Origin of the sequence: Paracoccus mangrovi, from assembly GCF_042648425.1 — a bacterium.
Lineage (GTDB): Bacteria > Pseudomonadota > Alphaproteobacteria > Rhodobacterales > Rhodobacteraceae > Paracoccus > Paracoccus mangrovi.
The window spans coordinates 49,351-65,810 of sequence record NZ_JBHRXJ010000001.1; the positions used below are offsets into that span (position 1 = coordinate 49,351).

Annotated in this window: 16 protein-coding genes; 8 read left to right on the forward strand and 8 right to left on the reverse strand. The window is 66.2% G+C overall.

The window, feature by feature from the left end; genetic code table 11:
- Window positions 1–14: 14 nt before the first annotated feature.
- The 8 genes from ACFOMH_RS00225 to ACFOMH_RS00260 all read right to left on the reverse strand — a co-directional run bounded on the left by ACFOMH_RS00225 (window position 15) and on the right by ACFOMH_RS00260 (window position 8,044).
- Window positions 15–1,301, reverse strand: coding sequence for an ABC transporter substrate-binding protein (locus ACFOMH_RS00225; RefSeq protein ID WP_377741854.1), 1,287 nt, complete (start codon window positions 1,299–1,301; stop codon window positions 15–17).
- A 433-nt stretch (window positions 1,302–1,734) separates the two neighbouring features.
- Window positions 1,735–2,358 (reverse strand): SCO family protein, encoded by a 624-nt coding sequence (locus tag ACFOMH_RS00230; RefSeq protein WP_377741856.1) that lies wholly within the window; start codon window positions 2,356–2,358, stop codon window positions 1,735–1,737.
- On the reverse strand, window positions 2,345–3,406 hold the full coding sequence (locus ACFOMH_RS00235) for a DUF1775 domain-containing protein (RefSeq protein WP_377741858.1): 1,062 nt from the start codon (window positions 3,404–3,406) through the stop codon (window positions 2,345–2,347). The genes ACFOMH_RS00230 and ACFOMH_RS00235 overlap by 14 nt, the downstream gene beginning before the upstream one ends.
- Window positions 3,407–3,480: 74 nt before the next feature.
- Window positions 3,481–3,903 (reverse strand): DUF2946 family protein, encoded by a 423-nt coding sequence (locus ACFOMH_RS00240; RefSeq protein ID WP_377741859.1) that lies wholly within the window; start codon window positions 3,901–3,903, stop codon window positions 3,481–3,483.
- A 146-nt stretch (window positions 3,904–4,049) separates the two neighbouring features.
- Window positions 4,050–5,333 (reverse strand): ABC transporter permease, encoded by a 1,284-nt coding sequence (locus ACFOMH_RS00245; RefSeq protein WP_377741861.1) that lies wholly within the window; start codon window positions 5,331–5,333, stop codon window positions 4,050–4,052.
- Window positions 5,330–5,998 (reverse strand): ABC transporter ATP-binding protein, encoded by a 669-nt coding sequence (locus tag ACFOMH_RS00250; protein ID WP_374421692.1) that lies wholly within the window; start codon window positions 5,996–5,998, stop codon window positions 5,330–5,332. Before ACFOMH_RS00250 ends, ACFOMH_RS00245 begins: the two co-directional genes overlap by 4 nt.
- Before the next feature lie 38 nt (window positions 5,999–6,036).
- Window positions 6,037–6,480: a hypothetical protein gene (locus tag ACFOMH_RS00255; protein ID WP_377741863.1), complete on the reverse strand. Its 444-nt coding sequence runs from the start codon at window positions 6,478–6,480 to the stop codon at window positions 6,037–6,039.
- Between the two features lie 67 nt (window positions 6,481–6,547).
- A complete protein-coding gene (locus tag ACFOMH_RS00260; RefSeq protein WP_377741865.1) occupies window positions 6,548–8,044 on the reverse strand; it encodes an alkaline phosphatase in 1,497 nt (498 codons plus the stop codon).
- Between the two features lie 374 nt (window positions 8,045–8,418).
- On the opposite strand from ACFOMH_RS00260, the gene ACFOMH_RS00265 reads away from it, so the two are divergent.
- From ACFOMH_RS00265 to pdxY, 8 genes are read left to right on the forward strand one after another with little or no spacing between them, the layout of a single operon-like run.
- Complete coding sequence (locus tag ACFOMH_RS00265) at window positions 8,419–9,231, forward strand: sensor histidine kinase (RefSeq protein ID WP_377741867.1); 813 nt, start codon at window positions 8,419–8,421, stop codon at window positions 9,229–9,231.
- A gap of 31 nt (window positions 9,232–9,262) precedes the next feature.
- Entirely contained in the window at window positions 9,263–10,555 is a 1,293-nt protein-coding gene (gene urtA / locus ACFOMH_RS00270) for an urea ABC transporter substrate-binding protein (RefSeq protein ID WP_377741869.1), read from the forward strand.
- A gap of 60 nt (window positions 10,556–10,615) precedes the next feature.
- Window positions 10,616–12,220: an urea ABC transporter permease subunit UrtB gene (urtB, locus tag ACFOMH_RS00275; protein WP_377741871.1), complete on the forward strand. Its 1,605-nt coding sequence runs from the start codon at window positions 10,616–10,618 to the stop codon at window positions 12,218–12,220.
- A gap of 1 nt (window position 12,221) precedes the next feature.
- A complete protein-coding gene (urtC, locus tag ACFOMH_RS00280; RefSeq protein ID WP_377741873.1) occupies window positions 12,222–13,295 on the forward strand; it encodes an urea ABC transporter permease subunit UrtC in 1,074 nt (357 codons plus the stop codon).
- Window positions 13,292–14,023 carry an urea ABC transporter ATP-binding protein UrtD gene (gene urtD, locus ACFOMH_RS00285; RefSeq protein WP_377741874.1) on the forward strand — a complete coding sequence of 244 codons (732 nt, stop codon included), beginning with the start codon at window positions 13,292–13,294 and terminating at the stop codon, window positions 14,021–14,023. The genes urtC and urtD overlap by 4 nt, the downstream gene beginning before the upstream one ends.
- Complete coding sequence (gene urtE / locus ACFOMH_RS00290) at window positions 14,004–14,750, forward strand: urea ABC transporter ATP-binding subunit UrtE (RefSeq protein ID WP_377741876.1); 747 nt, start codon at window positions 14,004–14,006, stop codon at window positions 14,748–14,750. The genes urtD and urtE overlap by 20 nt, the downstream gene beginning before the upstream one ends.
- A 60-nt stretch (window positions 14,751–14,810) precedes the next feature.
- Window positions 14,811–15,554: an MOSC domain-containing protein gene (locus ACFOMH_RS00295; protein ID WP_377741878.1), complete on the forward strand. Its 744-nt coding sequence runs from the start codon at window positions 14,811–14,813 to the stop codon at window positions 15,552–15,554.
- Window positions 15,551–16,387 carry a pyridoxal kinase gene (pdxY, locus tag ACFOMH_RS00300; protein WP_377741880.1) on the forward strand — a complete coding sequence of 279 codons (837 nt, stop codon included), beginning with the start codon at window positions 15,551–15,553 and terminating at the stop codon, window positions 16,385–16,387. The genes ACFOMH_RS00295 and pdxY overlap by 4 nt, the downstream gene beginning before the upstream one ends.
- Window positions 16,388–16,460: the final 73 nt, after the last annotated feature.

Genomic DNA, 16,460 nt, shown 5'->3' on the forward strand with positions numbered 1-16,460 from the left:
GCGCGTGGGCCGGATTACCAGCCGGAACCTTCGATATCGGTCAGGTCCAGTTCAAGAACTTCAAGGTTTTCGGCAGCCGTGCCATTCCCGGACAGCGTGTCATGCACAGCCGACCAGAACTTGGCCGAAACCTCGTTATATTTGCTGCGCGTCGGGCCCGAGGGGCGCGGAACGGCATTGGCAAAGACCTCTTTCCAGCGCGGCACCAGAGGGGCGGCGGCAGCGATGTCGGGGTCGTCGTAAAGCGCCATCACGGTCGGCAGCTGGCCGCTGAGTTCGGTGCGCAGCTTCTGCGCCTCGGGCGAGGCCAGATACAGCGCCAGCTCGATTGCCGCATCTTGCTTGGTCGAGAACTTGGACACCGCCACGTTCCAGCCGCCCAGCGTCGCGGCCGAGCCGCCCTCGGCGGTGCCGGCCGGCAGCGGGGCCACGTCGAACTTGTCCTTGACCGCGCTGTCATCGCCCGCGCTCAGCGCATAGGCATAGGGCCAGTTGCGCATGAACACCGCGTTGCCGGTCTGCCAGACGCCGCGCGCATCCTCTTCCTTGTGGGCAAGGACGCCCTCGGGGCTGATGGTGCCAACCCAGCTTTTGGCCTCTTCCAGAGCCGCAGCCGCCTGCGGGTTGTTGACCGAAATCGTGCCGTCCGGCTCGACGATCTGGCCGCCGCCATAGGATTTGATCCATTCCAGCGCGTTGCAGGTCAGCCCCTCATAGGCATTGCCCTGCCAGACAAAGCCCCAGAGATCGGCCTGTCCGGCGGCGCGTTCGCCGTCCTGGATTTCCTGCGCCGTGGCCTTCAGTTCGGCCCAGGTCTTGGGAACCTCTTTGCCGTATTTTTCCAGCAGGTCGGTGCGGTAATAAAGCGCCGGTGCGTCGGTGAACAAGGGCAGCGCGACCAGCTTGCCATCCGAGGTCTGGCTTTCGATGACCGAGGGGAAATGCTGGCCGATCAGATCCTTGGCCGGCCCGCTGAGATCGACGAAATATTCCGAAAGCTGCGGCGCCCAGATGACGTCGGTCTGATACAGATCGACATCGGTGGTGCCGGCGGCCAGCCACAGGCGGTATTGCGCGAACTGGTCCGAGCTGGAATTCGGCATCGGCACCACGGTCACCTTATGGCCGGTCTTTTCCTCCCAGGGGGCGACGACCTGCTTAAAGACCTCGGCCTCTTTGCCGACACCGCCCGAGACATAGAAGAGCTCATCGGCCATGGCGGGCAGCGCCACACAACCCATAAGCGCCGCCATCGCGACAGGGCGCAGCATCCATTGCCCGCGCGGGGTAAATTTCGTCATGCAATCCTCCCTCAGATTAGGTGCCTCCCAGCACCGTGCCTGGCTGGCATTCCCGGTTGGGGACGTCATCCGAAACCTTTCGGAATAATTAACCGATTCACCCCATACGGTCAACGATTCGTGAATGCGGAAAACAACGCATGGGCGAATCCGCGCCACGCGGCGGGATTTATTCGCGAGGAACGACCGGGAATGGCGATGAAATGCCGGATTTCCGCCCGAACGCCGGATATGGGGCGCCGGTTTCCGGTGCGACCGCCGGTTATGGCGCACCAATCCGGCCCAATCGCCTTATCCAAAACATTTCGGAAACCTTGCCGCCCGGCCCCTGCGCATCGGCGGCGGATGCCCCGCGCATGCCCCATGGGCGGCGGATAGGCGGGGCGGATAGGCGGGGCGGATCAAAGGTCCGGGCCGCCGATCTAACGTTCGATCAGCTGCCCAGCAGCTTGCGCAGGCTGGCCAGCGCGCGGGCGTCTTCCTCTTGATAGCCGATCAGCCCGGCATATTCGCCGTTGCGGTCAAACAGCAACAGCATTGAGGAATGGTCCATATTATAGCCGCCGCCCGCCAACAGCGACTTGCGGGCATAGATGCGGAACGCCTTGACCGCCTTGGCGATCTCTTCGGGGCTGCCCGAGACGCCGATCACGCCGGGCACCCAGGACACATATTCGCGCAGCGTCTCGACCGAGTCGCGTTCGGGGTCGACGGTGACGAAAAAGACCCGCAGATCCTTGGCCGCATCGCCCAGCTCCTCTTGCCAGCCGGCGATATCGCCCAGCGTGGTCGGACAGACATCCGGGCAATGGGTAAAGCCGAAAAACACCGCCGAAGGCTGTCCCTTCAACGTCTCGGCGGTGAATTCGCCGCCATCGGTGGCGGCAAGGCGATATTCGCCCTGCCCCAGCGCGGCGGTCCCGGCATCGGCCATGTCCTCAAGCGCGGGCGCGCCGAATTTCAGCCAGCCAATGGCGCCAAGGGCCAGGATGACCAGCCCCCAAAGCACATAGCGCACCCGGCGCAAACCGCCCGATCCCTGTTTAGTGTCCGGCATGTTCACCACCTTTCATTGCCTTGTCGCCGCCTGCTCCGGCATTGCGCGGGCCGACCACGAGCGGCAGCTCGATCTCGCCGGCCTTTTCGAATTCCAGCGTGACCTTGACGATCTGCCCCTCGGCCAGCGGCTGTTTCAGATCAAAGAACATCATGTGATAGCCGCCGGGCTTCAGCTCGACGGTGGCGCCGGCCGGAATGGGCAGGCCCTCGGGCATCTGGCGCATGGTCATCACCGCATCCTGCATCGCCATTTCATGGATTTCCGCGCGGTCGGTGACCTCATCGGCGCGCACCGAGATAAGCCGGTCGTCCTCTGCGCCGCCATTGGCGATGGTCACGAAACCGCCGGCCACGGGCGCGCCGGGCGGGGTGGCGCGGCTGAAGGGCCCCGACAGGGTCAGATCGCCCAGCCGCAAAGCCGCCCCGGGCGCGGCGCCCATGGCGGCGTCATGCCCGGCCGCATGGTCGTGGCCATGGCCGGCGGCCTGCGCGTCATGGGCCGGCGCGCCGTGATTATGGCCGTGATCCATGCCTACGCTGGCCATGGTCACCGTCACGCCGGGGGCCGGATTTTCCACGTCGGAACGTCCCGACACATCGGTCCAGTCGGCCGTGCCCTTTGCGCATTCCTGAACGGCGGCGAAATAGAGCACCGTACCGGGCGCGACCTCGGGGCCGACGGTGCCGCGAATGATGAATTCGTCATACCAGTCATCGGCCAGTTCGCCGCCCGACCAGCTGATTTCCCGCGCCCCCGAGGTCATTTCCTTGCCGTGATTGTCAAAGGGCGTCGCATAGGGCCCCTGTTCGACCTTCAGCGACCAGCCCGCCTTGGGCATCGGCTTGGCGTTGTAAAAGCCCTCGGGCAAGGTCACGCGCAGGGTCTGGGTGGCCTGGCCGTCACAGCCATGCCCGACGCGCAGAACCGCGCGATAGGTCGAACCGGCCGCCGCCTCGGGCTGTTCCAGCGTGACATGGGCCTGGACCGCGCCGCCCGAAAGGCCAAGCGTCAGGGCGCAAAGCGCCACGGAAAGGGATTTCTGCATGATAGCTCTCATCTGATGTCGAAGGATCCGGCGCTGCGGCACATCGCCGTGGCGCGCATGAAAAAGTCAGGCGATCAGACGACGGATGGCGGCCCGCGGGCCGAGGGGGCAAGGATCTCGGCGCGGCGCAGGTGATCGGGGGGCGCGGGTCGGAAATTCTGGAGGATCGGCGGCTCTAGCGGAACGCGCAGCGCGGCATCGGCATGGGCCATGGCGGCCTGGGCATGCAGCGACCAGTCACAGGGTTGATGCGCGGATCCCGGCGCCTTGTCGCGCAGACCGCCATCCGGGTCGAGCACCATCTCGACCAGCCCGTCGCCCGAACACAGCACCACGGTCACCCCGCCCTGCGCATCCTGCGTCAGCATCGTGCCCTGCGACACCAGCGACAACAGCAGAAACGGCACGACCAAGAGCCAGCGCAGCGGATGCATCCCGCCCCGCGCCCTTGCCACGGCGCGCCTGCGCGCAGGGCCGATGTCATTGCGTCCGTTCACAGCATGTCCCGCGCGGGCAAACCGCCCTGATCCGCCCAACCGCGCAGACAAATGCCAGAAATCGCCCGGCTGAGAAAGAGGCAATTGGACGCATCGGACGAGGCGCATCGGGCGGTCCATATCACGCCGACGGAACCCGACGCGCGCTAGCGCAGCGCCTCGACCACCGGCCGGCGATAGCACAGCCATGCCGGCAACAAGGCCAGCACCAGCCCGCAAAAGACCATGAGCCCCGCCAACATCAGCTCGGGCGCGCCAAGCATGGGCACGATGGCGATCCCGGTCCGCTGCGCGACCATCGCCGAGACCAGATGCGCCGCCGCCCAGCCCAGCGGCAGCCCGACCGCAGCACCCCCCATCACCATGATGGCGACATAAAGCCAGACCGACAGAAATACATAGCCCGCCGGCGCCCCCAGCGCGCGCAGCACCGCGAAACTGCGCCGCTGCAAGCCCAGCACCGCCAGAATGCCGGCGAAAATGGCGGCTATGACCAGTATCTGTGCCGCAAGCGTCAGCGCCAGCATGACCTGCGCCGCCTGCCCCATCACCTCGTAAAGCCCGGTCAGGGTCTCGGCCGGAAAGAAGGCCATGGTCTCGGCGTCGCGATAGCGCGCGCGCAAGCCATAGGCATCGGCGATGCCCTCTGGCTTCATGACGATGGCGGGCAGGCCCGGCATCAATTCGGCCTGCCAGGGCGGGCCGATGCGGTCGTCGCCCGGTGCATGGCCGGTGCCCATGACATGGGCCGACCAGACATATTCGACCGGCACGATCACCGCCCGGTCCCAGGGCGTGCCGGTCGGACGCATGCGCCCAGTGACCAGGACCCCCTCATGGTCACCCTCGTGATGGTCTCCATGCGCGCCTTGCGGGTGGTCATCGTGATGCGTCGGCGCGGCCGGAAGGTCGGCGGCAAGATCGGCATCCAGTCCCGCGCCGGGTTCGATGCCATGCCCGTGATGAATGGCCAGTTCCGCGCCGATGGGCGTCTCGACCAGCGCGCCGACAACGGCCTCGTTCATCCGGGCAAAGACGCGCCCCTCGGCCAGATCGCAGCCCAGATGCTGGACCAGCTCTGCGGTCGTCCCGACGACGGGGGACTCGCCATGGCTGTCGCCGAATGCCAGCGGCGCGGCAAAGGCCGCGTCCGGGTCGTTCAGCACCCGATGCGCGACCGGCCCCGGCAACAGCTCGACCGCGCCGGGGCGCAGATAGACCGTGGCCATCAACAGATCGGTCTGGCTGCCCGGCGCCGCCACGATCAGGTCGAACCCGTCCGCCGCCCGGGCCGACCCCTGTCGCAGCGCGCGTTCCTGCGCGCTGATGGCGATGCCAAGCGCCGAGGCCAGCGCCACCAGAGCCGCGAAAAGCCAGACGGTGCGCGGATTGCGGGCCAGAAGCGCGCGAACGAATGGCAGCGGGTTCATGGCGCGCCCCCGATCCGGCCATGGGCCAGATGCAGCCGCAGATCGGCCCGCGCGATCAGCGCCGGATCATGGCTGGCCGCGATGATCAGGCGCCCCTCGCCGGCAAGCTGATGCAGGCAATCGGCGACCTCGCGCCCGGCCCCGGCATCAAGGCTGGCCGTCGGCTCATCGGCGAAAAGGATCGCGGGATCGCCCAGCAAGGCGCGCGCCAAGGCCGTGCGCTGCTGTTCGCCGCGCGACAAAACTGCGGCGCGCGGCCGGGCGGGCACGCCAAACCGCGCCAAGAGCGTTTCCGCCCGCCCCCGCAGCGCCCGCGCCGAAAAGCGGCCAAAGCCCGCCGGGATCAGCACGTTTTGCAGGGGCGACAGCTCGGTCAGAAGATGAAAATCCTGAAACACAAAGCCGGCATTCTGCCGCCGCCAGCGGTCGCGCGCCCGTTCCGACAATCGCGCCAGATCGGTGCCGCCCCAAAGCACCTGTCCCGCCTGTGGCGCGATCAGCCCCGATAAAAGGTAAAGCAGCGTGCTCTTGCCCGAACCCGAAGCCCCGGTCAGCACCACCAGCGCCCCCGGCGACAAAGACAGCTCGCCCAACTCGATCGCCATGCCGCCATCGAACCCATGCCGCAGGCCCAGGACGCGCAGTCCCGGACCCTGGGGTCCCAAGACCGGATCCCGCTGGCGTGAAACCCCGGCCGCACCCATCACAGCCGCGCATACCGGGCGGCCCGCAGGCGCAGAAAGCTGACAAAGCCGGTTTCGGGATCGGTCTCGAACCCGGTCTCAAAGCGGCCGGAGACCCGGATCAGGTCGGTGTAACGCACCGGACGCACCGGATCATCGGTCAGCGCCAGCACGATATCGGTGGGCCATTCGGCGGCGGATTCGCAAAACGGACAGACCGACATCGGCAAGCGGGTCAGCACGAAAAAATTGATTTCGGGCTTCAGCGGCGGCGCCATATAGCCGACCATCTCGACCTCTTGCCCTTGCAGGCCCTGCGCGCGCGGGGTCAGGGCGCGGCCGCGCAGATAGAGATCGCGGAATTTCAGCACCTCGGGCGCGGCAAGCGCCGGCCGGCCCAGCAATGAAAGCCAGAAGGGCGCGGTCAGAAGGGGCGCGGTCAAAAGGTCACGGCGCGTCGTCATGGCAATAGTCCCGAAACGGCGATCTGCCGCCGCGCCTTGCGGGCGCGGCGGCCGGACATCCCTGCCCTTATTTCGCGGCAAGCGCGGCGCGGGTCGCAAGCCCGGAGGCCTGATCCATGACGTGATAGATCAGGTTCTGTTCGACCACACCGTGGAACAGATGCGCCCAGGGACCCTGTGCGAGGATCGCGACATCGTCGCCGGCATGGGTTTCGCTTTCGCCCAGCGGCACCAGCGCCTGTTGCAGAAAGTCCAGATCGGTGGTGTCGACCCCGCTCAGATCGGCGCGCGGCTCGTCCATGCGGGCGCCGGGGCCGTTCATATAGCCCAGCGTGGTATAGGGTTTGCCGTCATCGCCCATGCCCGCGATCCCGAGGATCGGGTTGTTGCGTTTCGGATAGCCCGCGATGTTGAAGGTATGGGCGTGGTCGGCGGTGACGATGATCAGCGTCTCGGCCGGATCAACCTTGTCATAGACCGCCTTGACCGCATCGGCCAGCGCCACGGTATCGACCATCGCGCGCGCGGCATTGCCGGCGTGATGGGCATGGTCGATGCGGCCCGCCTCGATCATCAGCACGAAACCGTCCTCGTCGCGCGACAGCATGTCGATGGCCTTGGACGACATTTCCGCCAGCGACGGCTCGCCGCCGGCATCCTTTTCGCGGTCGGCCTCGTATTGCATGTGGCTGGCGTTGAACAGACCCAGCACACGGCCGGTCGCCGCCGGGTCGAGCGCGTCGAATTCCTGCTTGTTCCAGATATAGGCGCCGTCATTGTGGCGCGCCTTCCATTCCGCGACCAGATCGCGCGACTTGCGCTTGCCGGTCTTGGTCTCGTCCTCGGGGTCTTTCTGATCCTCAAGCATGAAATTGGCGCGGCCGCCGCCCAGAACCACCTCGAACCCGTCCCCCGCCGGCCAGTCGACCAGCTGGGCCGCGATGTCCTTGCAGACGCCGCCGGCGCCCTCGGGCAGATTGGTATCCGCCTCCCAGTCGCGGCCGGCGACCTTGGCATAGGTGGCGGCGGGGGTGGCATGGGTGATGCGCGCGGTCGAAACGATCCCGGTCGCCAGTCCGGCCGCCTCGGCCAGTTCAAAGATGGTGGTGACCTCGGTACCCTTCTGGCTGGCGCAGTCGTCGGGCTTGGCGCGCTGATCGACACCGATGGTGCCGTTCGAGGATTTGACCCCCGCCACGATGGCCGTCGCGGTCGGCGCGGAATCGGCGACCTGACCGTCATGGGTATAGGTCTTGGAGAGCGCCGTATAGGGCAGCAGCTCCTCGAACGACAGCACGTTCGATTCGCCGTCCACGCCCCGGCTCTGCCCCTCATAGATGCGGGCGGCGGTCATGGTCGGGATCGACATGCCATCGCCCACAAAAAGCACGACGTTCTTGGCGCGGCCCACATTCGGCTGATCGGCGATCTTGCGGGCAAGCTGCTCGCGCGCAGCGATGAAATAGGAATCGTCGGCCTGTGGCAGGCGGTCCTGCGCCGCGGCGGTCGAGACCAGCGCCAGCAGGGACGCACCGGCAGTCAGCGAACGGGTGGTGAAAATCATGATGCCCTCGAATGTCTGAAATCCCGCACCGGAACCGGCGCGTGCCACCGCCTAGCGGGCGCGCATGACATCCCCATGTCACCCGCGCGACAATTCGGTGACGCCGGCCAGACCCGCGCATCGGCGCACGACAAGGCGGGGCCCGTTTCAGGCGTTGCGCGACATGCCGCCGCTTATGGTCGGACCGTCCGCCGGAAAACATCGTTCAAAAAGGCCCTATCCCGGATCTGGAAATGCGTGGTTCCGACCTTTTCGAAACCCTGCTTCAGATAAAAGCCTATGGCCGGCGCATTTTCAGAGTTGTTGGTCAGCCAGACCGACGGACAGGCATGATCGCGCCGGCGGGGCACGATTTGCGCACGCCGATAACGCGGATGCGTCTGCGCGCCGAATTCATCGCGGACGAGGCCGAGCGCGAAAAATGGCTGGCCGATCTTGCCGAACTGGACAGCATCGCCGACAGCGCGATCCGGCTGGTCCGCGAAGAGGCGCAGGAACAGGACGAGGCGGTGGCCGAGCTGCGGCTGGACCGTCTGCTCGATGACATTGCCGGGGAACAGGCCGCGCTGGGCTATGCGGTGTCGCGGCGGGACCTGCCGGCGCTTTCGGTGCGGGCGGCGGCGCTGGCGCTGAAACGCGCGTTGCGCAACCTGATCATCAATGCCGCGACCCATGGCAGGGGCGCCGAGCTTTTGCTTTCCCAAAGCGGCGACCGGGCCGAGATCGCGGTACTGGATCGCGGGCCAGGCATCCCCGAGCCGCTGATGGATCGGGCCTTCGAGCCGTTTTTCCGCATCGACCCGGGCCGGCGCAAGTCGATCCCCGGCGCCGGGCTGGGCATGGCCATCGCGCGCGAGATCATTCAGCGCTTTGGCGGCTCTGTGACGCTGTCGAACCGCCCGGGCGGCGGGCTGGCCAGACCGTATCGCTGCCTCTGGCCTGATCGCGCGGCGCGTCTTTTCCGGGGCATCGTCCGGGCCGCGCCCACGGCTTTCGCTGACCAGCGGGCGGGCACGCCGCCCAGATCTTGGGCAACCATCCCGTTACGCGGGCAGCGCGGGCATCGGCCCGGCTTTGTCCAGCATATGGGCAAAAACCCAAGGCTTTGCCCGGATAATCCGCGCCGTGCGTTTTCGGATCGCAGAAGCGCGCCCGGCACTGGTCCCGCGCGGCGGTGCCGATCTTAGCTGGCGTCATATCCCCAGCCGGAGACCCCGCATGAAACCCGTCCTGCTTTCCGCCACCCTCATTGCCACGCTGTGGACCAGCACCGCATTCGCCCAGAACGACACCGCCGAGCCGATCAGGATCGGTGTCCTGCATTCGCTGTCGGGCACGATGGCCATTTCCGAAACCACGCTGAAAGACGCCATGCTGATGCTGATCGAACAGCAAAACGCCAAGGGCGGCGTTCTTGGCCGCAAGCTTGAGCCGGTGGTGGTGGACCCGGCCTCGGACTGGCCGCTTTTCGCGGAAAAGGCGCGCGAGCTGGTGGCGGGCGACAAGGTGGCGGCGGTCTTTGGCTGCTGGACCAGCGTATCGCGCAAATCGGTGCTGCCGGTGTTTCGCGAACTCGACAGCATCCTGTTCTATCCCGTGCAATACGAGGGCGAGGAATCCGAGCGCAATGTCTTTTACACCGGCGCCGCCCCGAACCAGCAGGCGATCCCGGCCGTCGAATATCTGATGGATCAGGGCGTCGAACGCTGGGTGCTGGCCGGCACCGACTATGTCTATCCGCGCACGACCAACAAGATCCTTGAACAGTTCCTCAAGGACAAGGGCGTCGCGCCCGAGGATATCATGGTCAACTATACCCCCTTTGGGCAATCCGACTGGCAGACGATCGTCTCGGACATTAAGGCCTTTGGGGGCGCCGGGAAAAAGACCGCCGTCGTCTCGACCATCAACGGCGATGCGAATGTGCCCTTTTACAAGGAACTGGCCAATCAGGGCATCACCGCCGATGACATTCCGGTCGTCGCCTTTTCGGTGGGCGAAGAGGAACTTGCCGGCATCGACACCGCGCCGCTGGTCGGGCACATGGCCGCCTGGAACTATTTCCAAAGCGTCGACGCCCCGGCCAATTACGACTTTATCGACGCCTGGCACGCATATACCGGCAAGAAGGACCGCGTCACCAACGACCCGATGGAGGCCCATTACATCGGCTTCAACATGTGGGTGAAGGCGGTCGAAAAGGCGGGCAGCACCGATCCCGACAAGGTCATCGACGCCATGGTCGGGATCGAGGTGCCGAACCTTTCGGGCGGCACCGCCATCATGGGCAAGGATCACCACATCACCAAGCCGGTGATGGTCGGCGAGATCAACGAGGACGGCCAGTTCGATATCGTCTGGGAAAGCGAGGGCGAGATCGCCGGCGACGCCTGGTCCGATTACCTGCCGGAATCCGCGCCGCTGATCGCCGATTGGACGGCCCCGGTCAATTGCGGGAATTTCAACACCTTGACCAGCACCTGCGGCGGCGCGGCCCCGGTCACCAACTGACACCGTTGCGCGGTGTGCGCCCGCGCGCCGCGCCATCCCTTGCCGAAAGGGGGTTTTCCCATGCGACTGATCCGGCTTGTCCTGATCTGCCTGATGCTGCCTGCGGCGGCGCTGGCGCAATCCTTCGACGAGATCGCAAAGCTATTGCCCGAGGGCGGCTATGGCGAACGCGCCGAGCGTGTGACCGCGCTGGCCGCAAGCGGCGATCCGCGCGCCGAGGCGCTGCTTTCGGCGCTGGCCGCGGGCGATCTTGCGGTGCTGAAATCCGACGGGCGGCTGGTCGTGATTCACGGGGATGCCGCCCGCGACGCGCTGAGCGGCGCCGAGGCGGGTCCGGTCACCCGCCGCGACGTGACGCGGGTGCGCGTCAACAACAAGCTGCGCGGCCAGATCCGCGCCGCGCTTGGCACGCTTGGCCTTGTGGCGGGTGATCCCGCCACACGCGCCCGCGCCGCAAGCCAGCTTGAGGCCGCACCCGATCTCGCACAGCTGGCGGCACTGGAACAGGCGCTGCGTCGCGAAACCGATCCGACCGCGAAATCGGCGCTGGAACTGGCGCATGGGACGGTCCTGCTGTCTTCGCCCAAGGCCGAAATGGGGGCCGAAACCGTGGCGGATACCAAGGCCCGGGCCGATGCGCTGGCGCTGCTGGCCGAGCGGCGTGGCGCATCCGCGCAGGCCCTGATCCGCGCCCAGCTTGACGATCCGGCGCTGAAGGATGCCGCCGCCTCGGCCCTGACCCGGATCGAGCGCGCCGAGACGCTGCGTGGCTGGGGCCTGACCTTGTGGCAGGGGATGTCGCTGGGTTCGGTCCTGCTTTTGGCGGCCATCGGGCTTTCGATCACCTTCGGCGTCTGCGGCGTCATCAATATGGCCCATGGCGAGCTGGTGATGCTGGGCGCCTATACGACCTTTGTGGTGCAGGACCTGATCCGCGCCCATGCGCCGGGCCTCTTCGACTGGTCGCTGGCGATCGCGCTGCCGCTGGCCTTTCTTGTCACCGGCGCCATCGGCATCGCGATCGAACGCGGCATCGTGCGCAGGCTTTACGGCCGCCCGCTTGAGACGCTTCTGGCGACCTGGGGGGTCAGCCTGATCCTGCAACAGGCGGTGCGTTCGATCTTCGGGCCGAACAACCGTCAGGTCGGAAACCCGGACTGGATGTCGGGCAGCACCGAAATCCTGGGCATCGTGCTGACCTGGAACCGCGTCTGGATATTGTTGTTTTCGCTGGCGGTTTTTGCCTTTCTGATGCTGATCCTGCGCCGCACCGCGCTGGGGCTTCAGATGCGGGCGGTGACCCAGAACCGCGCCATGGCCGCCGAGATGGGCATCCGCACCGGCCGGGTCGATGCGCTGACCTTTGGCCTTGGGGCGGGCATCGCCGGGCTGGCCGGTGTCGCGCTGAGCCAGATCGACAACGTGTCCCCGAACCTTGGACAGGGCTATATCGTCGACAGCTTCATGGTCGTGGTCTTTGGCGGTGCCGGTTCGCTTTGGGGCACGCTGGCCGGCGCCTTCAGCCTTGGCATCGCCAACAAGCTGGCCGAGCCCCTGGCCGGCGCGATGCTGGCCAAGGTCATCATCCTTATCCTGATCATCCTGTTCATTCAGAAACGCCCGCGCGGATTGTTCCCCACCCGTGGCCGCGCGGTGGAGAGCTGACATGCCATTGCCCGATCGCAACATGACCGTCTTTCTGGGCGGGCTTTTCATCCTGACCGTGGGGGTCCCGCTGATGCAGGGAAACCTGTTGCCCGACTATGCCGTGCAGCTTGCGGGGAAATACCTGTGCTATGCGCTGCTTGCGGTGTCGCTGGACCTTGTCTGGGGCTATGCCGGCATCCTGTCGCTTGGTCATGCCGCCTTTTTCGCATTGGGCGCCTATGTCATGGGCATGCATCTGATGCGCGAGATCGGGGCGCGCGGCGTCTATGCCAATCCCGAACTGCCGGATTTCATGGTGTTCCTGAATTGGGATCAGCTGCCGTGGTATTGGGGCGCATCCGGCAGTTTCGCGGCGACGCTGGTCTTGGTTCTGGCGGTGCCGGGGTTTCTGGCGCTTGTCTTTGGCTGGTTCGCGTTCCGGGCGCGGGTGAACGGGGTCTATCTTTCGATCATCACCCAGGCGATGACCTATGCGCTGATGCTGGCGTTCTTTCGCAACGAAATGGGGTTTGGCGGCAATAACGGCCTGACCGATTTCAAGGATCTGCTGGGGATGCCCCTTTCCGCGCCGGGGATGCGGCTGGGCCTGTTTCTGGCCTCGGCCGCCGCGCTGGCGGGCGGGCTGGTGATCGCGCGGGCGATCACGCAAAGCCATCTGGGCCGGGTGCTGGTCGGTCTGCGCGATGCCGAAAGCCGGACCCGTTTTCTGGGCTACCGGGTCGAACAGTACAAGCTCTTCGTCTGGACCCTCAGCGCGATGATGGCGGGCGTCGCGGGCGCGCTTTACGTTCCACAGGTCGGCATCGTCAATCCCGGCGAATTCGCCCCCGCCAACAGCATCGAAATCGTCATCTGGGTCGCCCTTGGCGGGCGCGGCACGCTGGTCGGGGCGGCCCTTGGCGCGATGGTGGTGGCGCTTTCGAAGACGCTTCTGACCGGCTGGCTGCCCGATGCCTGGCTTTACGCGCTGGGGGCGCTCTTCATCCTTGTCACGCTCTATCTGCCGCGCGGCATTTTTGGCGCGCTGGACGGGCTGAAACCCGCCCGCAAGGCACAGGAGGCCACCATATGACCATCCTCAATATCGACGGGGTGTCGAAAAGCTTTGACGGGTTCCGGGCGATCAACGACCTGAACCTTGCCATCGACAAGGGCGAGCTGCGCGCCATCATCGGCCCCAATGGCGCCGGCAAGACCACGATGATGGACCTGATCACCGGCAAGATCCGCCCCGATCAGGGGACGCTCTTTTTTGACACCACCCATGACCTGACCCGGCTGGACGAGGCCGGGACCGCCCGGCTGGGCATCGGGCGCAAGTTCCAGAAACCCACCGTCATCGAAAGCCTGAGCCTGGGCGAGAATATCGATCTGGCGCTGGCCGGGCCGCGCGATGTCTGGTCGGCGCTGCGCGGTCCCGACCCCGCCACGGCGGCCCGCGAACGCCGCCGGCTTCTGGATCTGGTGCGGCTGGCCGGTCCCGACCGGTTGGCCGGCGCGCTGAGCCATGGCCAGAAGCAATGGCTGGAAATCGCGATGTTGCTTGCGCAGAAACCGCGGCTTTTGCTGGTCGATGAACCCGCCGCCGGCATGACCGATGCCGAGACCATGCGCACCGCCGAGCTGTTGCGCGACCTTGCTGGCGATCATTCCATCGTCGTGGTCGAACATGACATGGATTTCGTCCGCGCGCTGGCCTGCCGCGTCACCGTGCTGCATCAGGGCCATGTTCTGGCCGAGGGACCGCTCGACCATGTTTCCGCCAACCCGGAGGTGATAGATGTCTATCTTGGCCGTTGAATCCCCGGTCGAATCCGGGACGCGGGCCGACGCCCTGAGCGTCGAGAATATCAGCCTGCATTACGGTGCGGCGCAGGCCTTGCGGGGCGTCTCGTTAAAGGCCCCCATCGGACAGGTCACGGCGGTGATGGGCCGCAACGGCGTCGGCAAGACCAGCCTGATGCGCGCGATCACCGGCCGCGAAAGGATCAGCGGTGGCCGCATCCTGCTTGATGGAACCGACCTGACCGGAAAGCCACCCCATGCACGGGCGCGGCTGGGCGTTGCCTCATGCCCGCAGGGGCGCGAGATCTTTCCGCTTTTGAGCGTGCGCGAAAATCTCGAGACCGGCTTTGCCGGCTTGCCGCGCGGCGCGCGCACCGTCCCGGACGAAGTCTATGATCTGTTCCCCATCCTGCATGAGATGGCGCATCGGCGCGGCGGCGATCTGTCGGGCGGCCAGCAGCAGCAACTGGCCATAGGCCGGGCGCTGGTGACGCGGCCCCGCCTTCTGGTACTGGACGAGCCGACAGAGGGCATCCAGCCCTCGGTCATCAAGGATATCGGCCGCGCCATCCGCTATTTGCGCGATCAGAACCGCATGGCGATCCTGCTGGTCGAACAATATGTCGATTTCGCGCTCGAGCTTGCCGACCGCGTCACCGTGCTTGATCGCGGCATGGTCGTCATGCAGGGTGAGACGGGCGATCTGGACCACGAGGCCCTGCGCCGCGCCATCGCCGTCTGAGGCTTGCCTATGGCGGGTCTTGCGCTAGTTTGGCGCCGGTAAGACAGGCGCGAGGACAGCATGACGCGGATCATCCTGCTGACGGGCCGGGCCGCCCCCCTGCCCGGCAGCGACCAGCTGAGCGGCATCGACAAGCATCCCGTCGATGGTCTGCGGATGCTCGGTCCCGAGGGCTTTGAGGGCGATGAACAAGCCGATCGCCGCGTCCATGGCGGCCCGGAAAAGGCCGTGCATCATTATCCGCGTGAACATTACGCAAGCTGGCGGGCGGAGTTCGGGTTGGACGGCCCTGCCCCGGGGGTTTCACACCCCCGGACCCCCGTGGGATATTTGGACATGAAAGAAGCAGGCGAACGTCTGGCTCCGGGCGGTTTTGGCGAGAATATCTCGACCCTCGGGATGACCGAACATGGCGTGGCGGTCGGCGATATCTTTCGCCTGGGCTGCGCGCTGGTGCAGGTCAGTCAGGGGCGGCAGCCCTGCTGGAAGCTGTCGCGCCGCTTTGGTGTTCCGGATATGGCCCGCAGAGTACAGGAAAGCGGCCGTACCGGCTGGTATTACCGCGTGCTGGAACCGGGGGTGGTTGCATCGGGGGATGCGCTGGAACTGGTCGAGCGCGTGGCCCCGGACTGGAGCCTGCACCGGCTTTGGCATGCGCTTTACGTCGACCGGTTGAACCTTGCGGAATTGCGGGGGATCGCCGCGCTGGAGGTTCTGGCCGAAGGTTGGCGGCGCTATGCCGTTCGCCGCCTCGAAAGCGGCCGCGTCGAGGATTGGAGCAAGCGGCTGGAGGGCAGCGCATGACCCCGCCTTTTGTCATCTCGATCCAGAGCCAGGTGGTGATGGGCCATGTCGGCAATTCTGCCGCCCTGTTTCCCATGCAGGCGGCGGGGCTCGAGGTTGCGGCCATCCCCACGGTCGTGTTTTCGAATACCCCCGATTATCCGACGCTGCGGGGACGCGCGCTTCCCGCCGATTTCTTTGCCGAATTGCTGGAAGGGGCATGGGATCGCGGGCTGCCGCAGCGCGCCGATTTCCTGCTGACCGGCTATATCGGCTCGGTCGAGGTGGCGCGGCTGGTCGCGGATTTCGTGGCCCGTGCCAAAGCCGTCAATCCGCGCCTGCGCTATTTCTGCGATCCGGTCATGGGGGATGACGGGCCCGGCCTCTATGTTCCCGAAGCGATTGCCGAAGTGCTGAAAGAGGGGCTGCTGCCGCTGGCCGATTACGCCTCGCCCAACCCGTTCGAGATCGGCTGGCTCAGCGGACAGCCGATCCGCGAGCTGGCCGATCTGCCTCGGGCCGCAAAAGCGTTGCGCATGGCGGCCGCTGCGCATCTGATCGCGACCGGCTGCGTGTTGGGCGACACTGCGCCTGGAATGCTGGAAAGCGTGGTGCTTGGGCCAGAGGGCATCAGCCGCCACCCGACCCCGCGCCTGCCCGTCGCGCTGGCGGGAACGGGCGATCTCTTCGCGGCGCTGGTGCTGGCGGGGCTGGCGCGCGGGCACGGGCTGGTGCATGCGGTCATATTCGCCCAGGGACAGACCTCGCGCGCATTGGCGCGGGCCGCCGAGCTGGGTGCGAAAGAGGTGGTGCTCTCCGACCCCGAATTCCGCGCGGCCCTGCTCAGCCTTTAGGGCGCCCCATCTTTCATGCCCAAATATCCCGGGGGAGTCGCGCCGCAGGCGCGGCGGGGGCAGCGCCCCCACC